The sequence below is a fragment of the Burkholderia sp. BC1 genome (assembly GCF_052683555.1).
Map to the genome: position 1 here is coordinate 16,503 of NZ_JBQYLP010000199.1, position 12,483 is coordinate 28,985.

The window sequence follows — 12,483 nt, forward strand, 5'->3', positions numbered from 1 at the left end:
TACTGCGTACCGCTTGCCGGCAGCGGCGCTGACGCGCCGCGCGACATCAGAAGCGGTGGATCATGCCGACGCCGACGGCGATCTGGTTCTGGCCGGCACCTGCTGCCACGCCGTCGCCGATTTGCGTCGTTGCCGACTGGATCGCGCCAGCCTTGCTCAGCGTATTGCCGCTCGCATGCTGGTACGCCTCGAGTGCGTACAGGCCCGTGCGCTTCGACAGGCTGTAGTACTGCGACAGCGTGACCTGGTGGTACTTCGCCGAGCTCGAGATGCCGTTCGACTTCGTTGCCGCCGTGTACGAGTAGCCCGCCGCGAAGTCCCACTGAGCCGCTGCCTTCCAGTGCAGCACGGCACCGGCCGTGTTGAAGATCGCGGTGTTGCGGAACGACGAGCCGACGCCCGGGATGTACTGGACGTTCGTGTAGGACACGGACACGTCCCACGCCGGCGTGAACTGGTAGCCGGCCGTCACGCCGAGGCGCTGCTGCGATTGCGCCGTCGCGTAGCCGTTGTTGATCGCCGACACGGCCGGCTGGCCGCCGCTCGTGACCGTCGAGTTGTCGCCCCACGCGCCGCCGCCGAGCGTCGAGTTGTTGACGCGCTGATAGCCGACCGCGATGCCTGCCGGGCCGTTCAGGTACTGGATCGCCGCGCTCCACGTCGAGCCGCGGTTCACGCTGCCCGGCACACCGCCGAACGAGTACGAGCCGCCGACCGTGAAGCCGTAGAACTTCGGCGACATGTAGACGAGCGAATTGTTCGCGCGGTAGCTCGTATCGAGCGAGTCGATATCACCCGGGTGCGCGCCGTATGCGCCCGTCAGCCACGTCGTCGGGCTGTACGGCGACAGCAGCGTGTAGTACGCCGTGTACTGGCGACCGGCCGTCAGCGTACCGTACGCCGCGTTCGTCAGACCGACCCACGCCTGACGCGTGAAGATGCCGCCCGACCACTGCGATGCGCCCGTTGCCGTGTTCACGCCGGCTTCGAGCTGGAAGATCGCCTTCGTGCCGCCGCCGAGGTCTTCGTTGCCCTTCAGGCCGAAGCGGCTGCCTGCCCACACGCCGGTGGACATCGACACCTTCGAATGACCGCCGCTCGTCGCGCCGGTCGACGGTGCCGCGTTATTCTGGTACGCCAGACCGTTATCGACGATACCGTACAGGGTCACGCTGCTCTGAGCGTGGGCGGCGGTAGCGGCCGCAAGGCCGGCTGCCGTCATGGCGACGACGACGCGCTTTTTCATTGATTCTCCGTCCTCAAAGAATGATTCTTTTCTGGTGTGGTCTTGTGACACATGTGCGAGTACATGCCGGCGCAATTCTGACGGATTACCGATTGTTTCCCAATACGCGCGGTCGGTCATCGTATGATCGACGCAACGCGCGGGTTCACCAAACGGTTACATAAGGCGCGGAAACGCTTACACCGCGGGCGTTTCCGGCATTTCCCGGTGAAAACCCTAGCTTTACATTTTTACTGCTGCACATCGAGTGCGCGAAGTCGTCAGACGCCTTCGCGGCGCGCAACCGCGCAGGATCGCTGACGATCGTGACACCTCCGTTTCGGCAGCCGAATCGTCGCGCGAAGCGCGGTGGGAGGAAACGCGGCGGCCCGGCGAACGCGGGCCGCGAGAGAGGAACGCCGGCGGCAATCGCGCCGCCGGGCGATGCTTGCCGTGCCGATTACCGCGATGCGATCCGTGCGTCGACCGCGTCGACGAGCGCCGCGATGCGCGCGCGGATCGCCGCGTTCGATCCGACGAACGCGAGCGACGACGCCATGATTCGATAGATCCGCTTCCTCGGCACCTTGGCCGGTTTCGCCGGATCGAGCCAGCCGTCGTGGCCGGCCAGCAGCTCGAGCGTTTCGAGGCCGATCAGGATCGGCCACAGGCACGCGAGCCGCAGCCGCACGAAGCGGCGCGGAATCGCCACCGTATAGGTACAGGCATCGCGATACTGGTCGAGCGCGACGCGCAGCAGGTCGAACAGCACGCCGCGCGCGCGCGGATACGCATCGGGGGCGAGCAGATCGGCCGCGCGCAGTCCGTGCGCGGCGAGCACGTCCTCCGGCAAGTAACAGCGGCCGATCCGCAGATCCTTCGCGCAGTCGCGCAGGATGTTCGTCATCTGCAGCGCCTTGCCGAAGCGGATTCCGCGCTCGCGCATCGCCGGCACGTCCCAGCCGCGCGCGGCGCGCGTATGCATGGCCGTCATGTCGGTCCAGAACTCGCCGACGCAGCCGGCGACGAGATACGTATAGCGGTCGAGCACGTCGCGCGTCGGCAGCACCGCGAGCTGCCCCGACTGCTCGTCCGGGAACGTGCGCAGGTCGAATTCCATGCCCGACGTCAGCGTCGCGACGACCTTGCGGATCGACGTGCGGTCCGCCTCCGGCTGCGCGCGCAGCAGCGCGAGCATCGGCTGCATCGAGCCGAGCAGCACGTGCTCGTGCGAATCGGTCTGCATCCGCGTCACGTCGTCGAGTGCGGCCGACAGCGCGACGCCGTCGCCGAGCCGCTCGATCTCGTCGCGCAGCGCGTTCAGCAGCGCCGCGCGCCGCTCGGGCACGACGAGCGCCGTGTCGGCGATCGTGTCGGCCGCCCGCGCGAGCAGATACGCGAGACCGACCGGCTCGCGCATGCCGTCGGGCAGCACGCGCAGCGTCAGGTAAAAGGAGCGGGAAACGTTCTTCAGCAGGTCGCCGAGCAGATAGGCGGGATCGGTATGAGTCGTCATGGATTCGGAAAAATCGGCCGGCGCGGCGCCCGCGCACGTACGGCGCATGGGCGCCCGCGCCCGCCCGCGAGTCGCCGCATCGTCGCGCCCGCGCGGCGTCGCGGGCCGGCGCGGCGATGCAAAATTCCCGCAAGTTTAGTGCATCCGGCGCCGCGCCCCTGCGGCCGACGGAATGCGTTGCGCGCGACGGCGGTTCGACACACGCACCGCGCGTCAAAACAAAAAGAAAGGCACGAGTAATACATATGTAATGATGCGATGCGACGATCGCGTCCCGTTCGATGCCGCGCGGCGCGGCATGATGCATCGCGCCGCCGCAACCGCGCCCTTTTCCGACTCCCGATTCGAAGGTCCATCGCCATGTTCTTCAAGCGCCCGAGCGCCCTGCGCTGCGTCCCGTTCGCCTGTGCCGCCACGTTCGTGCTCGCCGCGTGCGGCGGCGACGATACGCTGACGTCCGATCCGACGCAGCCGATCTCCGCGAAAATCCAGGTGGTCGGCCACCGCGGCGCGAGCGCGCTGCGTCCCGAGCACACGCTCGCGTCGTACCGCAAGGCGATCGAGGACGGCGCGGACATCATCGAGCCCGACCTCGTGGCAACGCGCGACGGCGTGCTCGTCGCGCGCCACGAGAACGAGATCTCGGGCACGACGAACGTATCGACGCTGCCGCAGTTCGCGAGCCGCAAGACGACGAAGACGATCGACGGCACGCAGCTGACCGGCTGGTTCACCGAGGACTTCACGCTCGCCGAACTGAAGACGCTGCGCGCACGCGAGCGCATTCCGCAGATCCGCCCGGCGAACACCGCGTACAACGACCAGTTCGAGATTCCGACGCTCGACGAAATCGTCGCGCTCGCGAAGCAGATGGCCGCGCAGACGGGCCGCACGATTCATCTGTATCCGGAAACCAAGCATCCGACCTACTTCCAGTCGATCGGCCTGCCGCTCGAGGACCGCCTCGTCGACGCGCTGCTGAAGGATCCGTACACGGCGCGCACGGCGACCGTCTACATCCAGTCCTTCGAGGTCGCGAACCTGAAGGCGATCCGCAACCGGATCGGCGCGAGCCAGCCGAACTGGAAGCTCGTGCAGCTGATGGACGAAGCCGCGCAGCGCCCGTACGACTTCGTGAAGGCAGACGACAAGCGCACCTACGGCGACCTGTCGACGCGCGACGGGATGCGCGAGATCGCGACGTATGCGAACGGCGTCGGCCCGTACAAGACCTCGATCATCGCCGTTGCCGCGGACGGCACGCTGCAGCAGCCGACGCCCTACGTGCGCTACGCGCACGAAGCCGGGCTCGTCGTGCATCCGTACACGTTCCGGCCGGAGAACAATTTCCTGCCGGCATCGCTGAAGGACGGCGGGACGCCCGACACGCGCAATACGGCGGGCTCGGTGCGCGAGATCCAGGCGTACCTGCGCGCGGGCATCGACGGCTTCTTTACCGACGATCCGGCGGTCGGCCGGACGGCCGTCGACACGTTCAAGCGCTGAAGCGGCGGCGTAGGCGGTGCGGCCCATGCGCACCGCATCCGCCGCGCGCCGTCTCGCATGGCGGCGCAGCGGCGCGGCCGCGCGCCCGTTTGCGATCAGATCACGCTGAAGTGATGCGTCCCGTCGCGCTTGAGTTGATCGACGAGCCCGTACTCCCAGTCCAGATACGCCTGCATCGCGGCCGCCGCGTTGTCGGTGCCCTCGTACGGCCGCCGGTAGCGGTCGATGCGCGGCGACGCGAGCCGCGTTTCGCCGCTTTCGAGCGGCAGCCCCGCGTCGATCCACGCGGCCGTCCCGCCCGCGAGCACGAACATCGCTGCGCCTTCGGGCAGCCACGCGCGCGCGTCGGCGGCCGCGAAGCGCGCGAGCAGGCTCGACCCGCACGTGAACACATAGCGCGTCGCCGGCGGGATCGCGGCGAGCGCGTCGCGCAACTGTGCGCGCACCGCGAACCACGCGCCCGGGATATGGCGCTTCACGTAGTTGGCGCTGGCCGTCACGTCGACGATCGCGACGTCGTCGCGCTTGCCCGCTTCGAGCCAGCCCGCGAGCGTCGCGGGCGACACGTCCTGCGCCTCGGGCGGCGTCGGCACGTTGCGCGCCGGCTCGCCGCGTTCGACGAATGCCGCGTCACCCGCCGGTTCGACGACGCGCACGTCCCAGCCCATTTGCGCGAGCCACGACGCGGTCATGTCCGCGCGCACGCCGTCGTCGTCCGCGAGCACGATCCGTGCGCCGCGCACCGGGGCGTGATGATCGGTCTCCTGCACGAGCTGGCCGCCCGGCGTGCTGAGAAAACCCGGTAGATGGCCGGCCTCGTACTCCTCCGGCGTGCGCACGTCGAAGCGGTAGAGCGTACGGCCCGGCTCGGCGGCGAGCGCGGCGACGTCCGCGAGCGCGATTCGCGCCACGCCCGCACGCTCGGCGACCGCGCGCGCCGCGCGGCGCGCGTCCGCACGCAAGGCGGGATCGATCTCGTCGGGAAAACGGCGCGCCGCACCGTGCTCGAGCGTCTGGCCCGCGAGCGTCCAGCCGATCGTGCCGTTGCGCAGCGCGGCCACCGGGTTCGGCAGCCCCGCGTTGATCAGCGATTGCGTGCCGATGATGCTGCGCGTGCGGCCCGCGCAATTCACGACGATCCGCGTCGACGGGTTCGGCGCGAGCGCGCGTACGCGCAGCACGAGTTCGGCGCCCGGCACGCTCGTCGACGTCGGGATGTTCATCGTCCGGTATTCGTCGAAGCGGCGCGCGTCGACGATCACGACGTCGGCACGCGCGTCGATCAGCGCCTGTACTTCCTGCGCGGACAGCGACGGCGTATGCCGTTCGGCCTCGACCCATTCGCCGAACGACTTGCTCGGCACGTTCACGTCGATGAACAGCTCGCCGCCCGCGGCCCGCCAGCCCGCGAGGCCGCCGTCGAGCAGCCGCACGTCGGTATAGCCGAGCCGCGCGAGCGTGGCGGCCGCGCGCGGCGCGAGATCCTCGCCGTCGGCTTCGCCGTACACGACGATCGGCGTGTCGCGGCGCGGAATGCGCGTCCACGCGTCGAGTTCGAGCTTGGACAGCGGAAAGTTCGCGGCCCACAGCGGATGGCCCTGCGCGTACGGATCTTCCTCGCGCACGTCGATCAGCGCGATTTCGTCGCGGGCGAGCAGGCGTGCGCGTACGTCGTGGAACGACGCGACAGGAAAGCGGGAAACGGAATCGGCGGTTGGCGTCACGATGTCTCTGTCGGTTGAACGGGATGTCGGAAAAACGGAAAAAACGGCGGCCTCCCGCGTGCGGGAGGCGGCGTCACGGATTCGAATAGCCGGATACGAACGGCTTCACGGTGCCGTCGTCGAGGAACACCGCGCGCTCGACCTTGCCGATGTTCGCACCGTACACGTGGATGCTGATCGACACGCGATCCGCGAACGCATTCGTCACGCGATGGATGTCGCCGATGCGCGGCGACACGGCCTCGACGTCGCCCGGGCGCAGCCGCGTCGCGTCGCCTGCCGGCACCGGCCGGCCGCCTTCGTCGAGCCGATACGGCTGCGACAGCTCGCCGCCGCGCAGCATGCCGATCAGCCCCCACACCGTATGGTTGTGAATCGGCGTCGACTGACCGGGCCCCCAGACGAAACTGACGACCGAGAAACGCTCGTCGGGGTCGAGATGCAGCAGGTACTGGCGATAGCGCTCGGGATCGGGCTGCGCGAACGCGTCGGGCAGCCAGTCGTCGCGCGCGACGAGCGCCGCGAGCAGCGCACGGCCCTCGTCGACGATGCGCGCCTCGTCCGCGCCCGACGCGAGCAACGCACGCAAGCCGTCGACGAACGGGCCCAGCGGCGAGTGATGCAACGAAAGCGTACTCATCGACCGGCTCCTCGAATATGATGGCCACCATGATGGATCGTCATGATGCACCGGAAATACCATGCAGAACAAACATGAAAATTAGCGATATCGACGCTTTTGCAGCGGTCGTTCGCTGCCAGACGCTGAGCCAGGCCGCGGCCGAGCTCGGCATGACGCAGCCCGCGATCACGCGGCGCGTGCAGAACCTCGAGGAAGCGCTCGGCGTGACGCTGCTCGACCGCAACACGAAACCGCCGCGCCCGACCGATATCGGCCGGCAGGTGTTCGACCAGTGCCGCGCGATCCTGCGCGAAGTCGACGCGCTGCGCGAGCTGACCGCCGCACGGCGGCCGCCCGCCGGCGCATTCCGCATCGGCATCACGCAGGGCCTCGGAGAGCGCATGCTGCCCGAGCTGATCGCGCGGCTCGCGAGCCGATGGCCGGCGCTCGCGACGCAGGTCACGACCGCCTGGGGCGGCGTGCTCGTCGAGCGCATTGCACGGCGCGAGCTCGACGCCGCGCTCGTGTTTCTCGCGCGCGAAATCGTGCTGCCGCCGGCGGTCGAAGGCGAACGACTGCTGGCGACGCGGCTCGTCGCGATCGGCCGCAAGGGCGACTGGCCGCGCCGCAGCTATCGGCTCGCCGACTGCCATGCGCACGGCTGGGTGCTCAATCCGGACGGTTGCGGCTTTCGCGCGGGCCTGCGCCGCGCGCTCGACGCGCAAGGACTGCCGATGCCGGTCGCGCTCGACGCGTACGGCCGCGACCTGCAGTTGCAGAGCGTCGCGAACGGCATCGGCATCGGTCTGATGCCGCTGCCGCTCGTCGAATGCAGCCCGCTGCGCGATGCGCTCGAGATCGTGCCGCTCGCCGATTTCAAGCCGCAGATCGATCTGTGGCTGCTGCGCCGGCAAGATGCGGCGCGCTTCGCGGGGCCGCTCGACGCGATCGCCGCGCAGGCGCGCGACGCATTCGCGCCGAGCGCACAAGACGAAGCCGCGTAAGCGGCGGCCGGCGCATGCGTCGTGCGTGGCACGGCGCTCGCTGGCGGGCGCACGCCGCGGCTCATGCATCGCGCCGACACGATACGGGGGCGTGAAAGGTTGTCTGGCGCGAGGCTCACGCATCGCGTCGGCCCAATGCTGGCGCGTGAGACGCCGTCTCGCCCGAAGCTCACGCATCGGAGCGGCCCGATGCCGATGCGCGAGGCGTTGTCCGGCCTTCGCCCTCGCCTGCTGCGCGTCGCGCCGCCGCGTCGAGCGCCGCGCGTCCGGCCGCGACCGCGATCGCGTCGTCCTGCGGCGTATGCACGCGGCTGCACAGCACGTCGCGATAGTGGCGTTCGAGCGGATTGCGGCGGCTCAACCCGTGATTGCCGGACAGCTTCAGTGCCTGTTCGACCGCGCGGATCGCCTGCTCCGTCACCGTGCGCTTCACGAGTCCGCTCGTCGTCACGGCCGGCGCATTGCCCGCATCGGTACGCGCAACGTGATCGTCGAGCAGCACACGGTTCGCATGCAGCCAGCCCTCGATCTCGCCGACGGCTTCCTGCACGCGCGGCAGCGTCGCGAGCGGCGCGCCGACGCCGGTCGGCGTGCGCGTCGTCGCGAACGCGAGCAGCCAGTCGTGCGCGGCCCGCGCGATCGCGTCGTAGAGACTGCCGAGCAGCGCGACCATCCATGCCTGCTGGTCGGCTTGCGCGTCGACGTCCGCATGACTGGCCGCCGACACCGACCACGCGTCGGGCGTACGCACGTCGACCGCATGATCAGCAGGCAGCGGCACGTCGTCGAACACGACCTCGTGGCTGCCGGACGCGCGCAGGCCGAGATGGTCCCAGCTTTCGATCACGCGGATCCGCGCGTCGTCCAAGTGAGGATCGCGCGCAACGAGGAACACGCCGACACGCGGCTGCGGCTCGTCGGTGCGCGCCCACACGGCCAGCCAGCGCAGCGCCGGAATGCCGGTGCTGTAGAGCTTGTGACCGGACAGCCGCCAGCCGTCGCCGTCGCGACGCGCAATCGTGTCGGGCAGCCCGCCGCGCGACGGCGAACCGAGCGCCGGCTCGACGCGCAGCGCGTTGATCAGCGCGCCGTCGGCGACCGCGCTGTCGAACACCGCGCGCCGCACGTGCGCGGGCCAGCGGTTATCAGGCCGGCCGAGCGCACGGTGCTGCAGATACGTCATCGTCAGCACGAGCGCGGTGGCGGGGTCGGCGCGTGCGACGGCCGCGACGATCCGGCTCGCGCGCGCGAGCGTTGCGCCGGCGCCGCCAAACTCGCGCGGCACGACCTGCGCGATCAGCCCCGCGCGCTGCAGCCGCGCGAGATTCTCGTGCGGAAAACGGCCGTCGACATCGTTGCGCGCGGCATCGGCCGCGAGTTCGGGAACGAGACGGTCGAGCAGCGCGGCGAGGCGCGCCTCGTCGTCGGGCAGGCGGCGCAGCGACGACTCGCGCGACGGCGGCGAAGCGGCAAGGCTGGCGGACATCGGTACGGGTTCTCTCGATAACGGGAAATGGGACGATGCGGCGGCGTACGCGGGCAATACCGGCGGCGACGCCGCCCTTGAACGGGCGCAATGCCTGCGTGCGCGTCGCGGCCGAGGCACGCTCTCCATCGATGCACGGCCGCCGGGCACGAACGGCGCGTGCGCCGGTTCCGCGAGCGGTTCGATCTCGATCTCGGTCTCGACCGACATCGCGAGCGCACAGCGTATGCGTAACGCCCTCCCACCCAAACCATGCAAATCTGATATTCAAATCGGGATTGATTATTTCCGTTCCGCATGATCGCGGCGGTAATCTGCGCTCCATTCCCGCCCGGCGGCCGACGACGGCCGCGCAGGCCGTACCCCTCCCGGAGACCCAGATGAGCGTCGAATTCATCGGCATGATCCAGAGCCAGAAGCAGTCGGAAATCCATCCGCCGTCCGGCCGCGTCGTAGATTCCGACTATGTGCGCGAGTTCGCCCGCGCGCATGAAACTGCCGGCTTCGACCGGATCCTCGTTCCGCATCATTCGACCGGCCCGTCGGCGACGCTGACGATCGCGTTCGCGGCCGCCGCGACCGAGCGCATCCATTTCATGCTCGCGCATCGCCCGGGCTTTACCGCCCCGACGCTCGCCGCGCGGCAGATCGCAACGCTCGACCAGTTCAGCGGCGGCCGGCTCGCGGTGCACGTGATCTCCGGCGGCTCCGACAGCGAACAGCAGCGTGACGGCGACTTTCTCGATCACGACGCGCGCTACGCCCGCACCGACGAATATCTCGGCATCCTGCGGCGCATCTGGACCGAGTCGCAGCCGTTCGATCACGCCGGCACGTACTACCGTTTCACGCAGGGCTTTTCCGAGGTGAAGCCGTTCCAGCAGCCGCATGTGCCGATCTATTTCGGCGGCGCATCGGAGGCGGCGCTCGCGGTCGCCGGCAAACATGCGGACGTCTATGCGCTGTGGGGCGAATCGCTCGACCAGGTGCGCGACCTGACGACGCGCGTGCGCGCGGAAGCCGCGAAGCACGGCCGACAGGTCCGGTTCTCCGTGTCGTTCCGCCCGATCCTCGCGGCGACCGAGGACGCCGCGTGGGCGCGTGCGCACCGGATCCTCGACGAAGCGCGCCGGCTGCGCGAAGCGGCCGGTCTCGGCGCCGGCAGCCCGCAGCAGAGCGAAGGCGCGCGGCGCCTGCTCGCCGCCGCGGAACGCGGCTCGCGCGTCGACAAGCGGCTGTGGACCGAAATCGCGAAGCTCACCGGCGCGCGCTCGAATTCGACCGCGCTGGTCGGCACGCCCGAACAGGTCGCCGATGCGCTGCTCGACTACTACGACCTCGGCGTGACGACCTTCCTGATCCGCGGCTTCGATCCTCTCGAAGACGCGATCGACTACGGCCGCGAACTGATTCCGCGCGTGCGCAGCGCCGTCGCCGCACGCGACGCGTCGCGTCGCGCAGCCTGATTCGACGGGAGACGCCGACGATGTCCGCCGTCCTTTCGCCGCCCACGCGCACCGCGTCGGGCCTCGTGCTCGCCGATACGCCGCGCCTGCATTTCTGGTTCGATCCGCCCGCACCGCGCATCGACGTCGCGGCCGAGCGCCGTCACCGGCAGGAGCGGCTCGCGGCCGCGTTCCGCCTGTTCGCGCGTTTCGGCTTCGCGTCGGGGCTCGCCGGCCACATCACGGCGCGCGATCCGGAGCTGCCCGATCACTTCTGGGTGAATCCGCTCGGCGTGCATTTCTCGCAGATCCGCGTGTCGGACCTGCTGCTCGTCAACGCGCGCGGCGAAACCGTGATCGGCACGCGGCCGCTGAACAAGGCCGCGTTCGCGATCCATGCCGCGATTCATGACGCGCATCCGCACGTCGTCGCCGCTGCGCATACGCATTCGACCTACGGCAAGGCATGGTCGACGCTCGGCCGTCCGCTCGATCCGCTCACGCAGGACGCCTGCGTGTTCTACGAAGACCATGCGCTGTTCGACGATTTCACGGGGATGGTGGTCGACACGAGCGAAGGCGCGCGCATCGCGCATGCGCTCGCGAAGCCCGACGGCGGCACGCACAAGGGCGTGATTCTGAAGAATCACGGCATCCTGACGGCCGGCCCGACGGTCGAGGCTGCCGCATGGTGGTACATCGCGCTCGACAACGCCGCGCATACGCAGCTGCTCGCCGAGGCGGCCGGCACGCCGCAGCCGATCGATCACGCGACCGCGCGTCACACGCACGGGCAGATCGGCGGCCCCGACGGCGCGCTGCATGCGTTCGACAGCCTGTACGCGCGCATCGTCGCCGACGAACCCGACCTGCTCGACTGAGCGCCGTTCCGCACGACCGGCCCCGGAGACCCACGATGACCGATACCCCCGTTCTCGCGCGTTCCGACGCGCACGACGCCACACGCCGCCGGCTGCTGCGCGCGGCCGGCGCCGCCGCGCTCGCCGCGCCGGCGATCACGCTCGGCCGCCGCGCGTGGTCGGCGCCGCCGCTGAAGAAGCTCACGTTCGCCTGGAACCAGAACGCGTTCTGCCTGACGCCGATCGTCGTCGCGCAGGAGCGCGGCTTCTTCGAACGCAACGGCCTGCAGGTCGAACTCATCAACTACAGCGGCTCGACCGACCAGCTGCTCGAATCGATCGCGACCGGCAAGGCCGATGCGGCGGTCGGGATGATCCATCGCTGGCTGAAGCCGCTCGAAGCCGGCTTCGACGTGAAGATCATCGGCAGCTCGCACGGCGGCTGCGTGCGGCTCGTCGGCGCCAAAGCCGCCGGCGTGACGACGCTGCAGGCGCTCAAGGGCAAGACGGTCGGCGTCAGCGATCTCGCCGCGCCCGGCAAGCACTTCTTCTCGATCCTGCTCGCGAAGAACGGCATCGATCCCGAACGCGACATCGTGTGGCGGCAGTATCCGGCCGACCTGCTCGGCGTCGCGGTCGACAAGGGCGAGATCCAGGCGATCGCCGACGGCGACCCGAATCTCTATCTGCTCGAGAAGCGCAGCCAGGGCGCCTATGCGGAGCTCGCGACGAACCTGTCCGGCGAATATGCACGCAAGGTCTGCTGCGTGATCGGCGCGCGCGGCGACCTCGTGCGCAACGACCGCCCGGCGGCGGCCGCGCTCGCGCGCTCGATCGTGCAGGCGACCGAATACACGCACGACAATCCGAACGAGGCCGCCAAGGTATTCGCGAAGTATTCGCCGAAGATCAGTACGGAAGACCTGCGCAAGCTCTATGCGACGCTGACCTATACGCACCATCCGACCAACGTCGACCTGCAGCAGGAAATCGCGTTCTATGCGGACGATTTCCGTCGCATCAACGTGCTGAAAAAGAGCACGGATCCGCGGCGCTTCGCGCAGCAGGTCTATGCGAACGTGCTGGGGTGACGCA

The 12,483-nt window shown here is 69.3% G+C and carries 10 protein-coding genes; 5 read left to right on the plus strand and 5 right to left on the minus strand.

Features of this window, described 5'->3' with window-relative positions:
* Positions 1-46 precede the first annotated feature (46 nt).
* The gene (locus tag ACSHSS_RS30415; protein ID WP_006397190.1) at positions 47-1,246 is read right to left on the minus strand and encodes a porin; all 1,200 of its coding nucleotides are present in this window, start codon (positions 1,244-1,246) and stop codon (positions 47-49) included.
* A gap of 439 nt (positions 1,247-1,685) precedes the next feature.
* Complete coding sequence (locus ACSHSS_RS30420) at positions 1,686-2,741, minus strand: phytoene/squalene synthase family protein (protein WP_105781124.1); 1,056 nt, start codon at positions 2,739-2,741, stop codon at positions 1,686-1,688.
* A 360-nt stretch (positions 2,742-3,101) separates the two neighbouring features.
* Here ACSHSS_RS30420 and ACSHSS_RS30425 point away from each other — a divergent pair, with 360 nt between their 5' ends.
* Positions 3,102-4,247: a glycerophosphodiester phosphodiesterase gene (locus tag ACSHSS_RS30425; protein ID WP_445545992.1), complete on the plus strand. Its 1,146-nt coding sequence runs from the start codon at positions 3,102-3,104 to the stop codon at positions 4,245-4,247.
* 95 nt (positions 4,248-4,342) lie between these two features.
* On the opposite strand, the gene ACSHSS_RS30430 is transcribed toward ACSHSS_RS30425, so the two are convergent.
* Together ACSHSS_RS30430 and ACSHSS_RS30435 are read right to left on the minus strand one after the other, a co-directional pair.
* Positions 4,343-5,971 carry a rhodanese-related sulfurtransferase gene (locus ACSHSS_RS30430; RefSeq protein ID WP_445545993.1) on the minus strand — a complete coding sequence of 543 codons (1,629 nt, stop codon included), beginning with the start codon at positions 5,969-5,971 and terminating at the stop codon, positions 4,343-4,345.
* A 73-nt stretch (positions 5,972-6,044) separates the two neighbouring features.
* A complete protein-coding gene (locus ACSHSS_RS30435) occupies positions 6,045-6,611 on the minus strand; it encodes a cysteine dioxygenase family protein (protein WP_445545994.1) in 567 nt (188 codons plus the stop codon).
* 74 nt (positions 6,612-6,685) lie between these two features.
* Between ACSHSS_RS30435 and ACSHSS_RS30440 the strand changes: the two genes are divergently transcribed.
* Positions 6,686-7,597, plus strand: coding sequence for a LysR family transcriptional regulator (locus tag ACSHSS_RS30440; protein ID WP_445545995.1), 912 nt, complete (start codon positions 6,686-6,688; stop codon positions 7,595-7,597).
* A gap of 169 nt (positions 7,598-7,766) precedes the next feature.
* On the opposite strand, the gene ACSHSS_RS30445 is transcribed toward ACSHSS_RS30440, so the two are convergent.
* Positions 7,767-9,083 carry an acyl-CoA dehydrogenase family protein gene (locus ACSHSS_RS30445; protein WP_445545996.1) on the minus strand — a complete coding sequence of 439 codons (1,317 nt, stop codon included), beginning with the start codon at positions 9,081-9,083 and terminating at the stop codon, positions 7,767-7,769.
* A gap of 380 nt (positions 9,084-9,463) precedes the next feature.
* On the opposite strand from ACSHSS_RS30445, the gene ACSHSS_RS30450 reads away from it, so the two are divergent.
* From ACSHSS_RS30450 to ACSHSS_RS30460, 3 genes are read left to right on the plus strand one after another with little or no spacing between them, the layout of a single operon-like run.
* Positions 9,464-10,549 (plus strand): LLM class flavin-dependent oxidoreductase, encoded by a 1,086-nt coding sequence (locus ACSHSS_RS30450; protein WP_445545997.1) that lies wholly within the window; start codon positions 9,464-9,466, stop codon positions 10,547-10,549.
* Between the two features lie 20 nt (positions 10,550-10,569).
* Positions 10,570-11,409 (plus strand): class II aldolase/adducin family protein, encoded by an 840-nt coding sequence (locus tag ACSHSS_RS30455; RefSeq protein WP_445545998.1) that lies wholly within the window; start codon positions 10,570-10,572, stop codon positions 11,407-11,409.
* Positions 11,410-11,444: 35 nt separating this feature from the next.
* Positions 11,445-12,479: an ABC transporter substrate-binding protein gene (locus ACSHSS_RS30460; protein ID WP_012217066.1), complete on the plus strand. Its 1,035-nt coding sequence runs from the start codon at positions 11,445-11,447 to the stop codon at positions 12,477-12,479.
* The last annotated feature ends 4 nt before the right edge of the window (positions 12,480-12,483 follow it).